The 757-nt window shown below is 48.0% G+C and carries 1 protein-coding gene; it reads right to left on the reverse strand.

Translation table 11 applies throughout. The features are described from left to right. Positions 1-757, reverse strand: a 757-nt coding sequence (locus tag AMS59_RS23930; protein ID WP_156304777.1) for a condensation domain-containing protein, incomplete at both ends; no start/stop codon positions are given.

Raw genomic sequence — 757 nt, forward strand, 5'->3', positions numbered from 1 at the left:
GTCTGAATCAGCGTCTTACTGGTTACAGTAGACAGCTGAACGATTTCTCGCTTAACTTGTTGATCAGTCGATTCTGGCTGCATCACAGGTTTTATTTCTACCGTTTCTTCATAATCAGCCAGCAAATCCTCCCAATAAGACAACCCCAAATCACGATCCTGCTTCTCCATCCATTGGATGTACTCCCCATAGGACGCGGTCTGTTTCTTTTCTTCCGCTACCATCCGTGCGAGGTCAGACAGACTTCTGCCGCTCTTGAGCATTCCGTAGAACCGGTTGAAATCGCCGTACAGCATGGACAAACACCAGCCGTCCAAGATGATATGATGATAGTTCCAAATCAACTTGTGGCTGTCATCACCAAGTGCGATGTAGTGGATCCGTAGCAACGGCTCCTGTTGCAAGTTAAATCTACGTTGGATGTGACAGTCTGTGATGTGTGCGATTGTTTTCTCCTGCTCCAACTCGTCAAGCCCTGACAAATCCGTTCTTTCATATCCGATTTCTCGGTCATGTAACAGTACCTGTCTTGGTTTGGAGAGCTCTTTGTACACAATCGCCGTTCGCAACACGTCATGTCGCAGAGCGAGCAGTTTCAGCGCCTGCTTGATCATCTCTTCTTCAACATCACCACGGATCGAGAATACGCTCTGGTTGACATAACCCGTCGATTTCTCGTCAGCAATGTTGTGGAACAGCATCCCATCCTGCAAAGGCGTAAGAGAGTAGATATCCTCAACCCTTGTCTCGAACCGGT

Source organism: Lysinibacillus sp. FJAT-14745 (genome assembly GCF_001275675.1).
Taxonomy (GTDB): Bacteria; Bacillota; Bacilli; order Bacillales_A; family Planococcaceae; genus Lysinibacillus.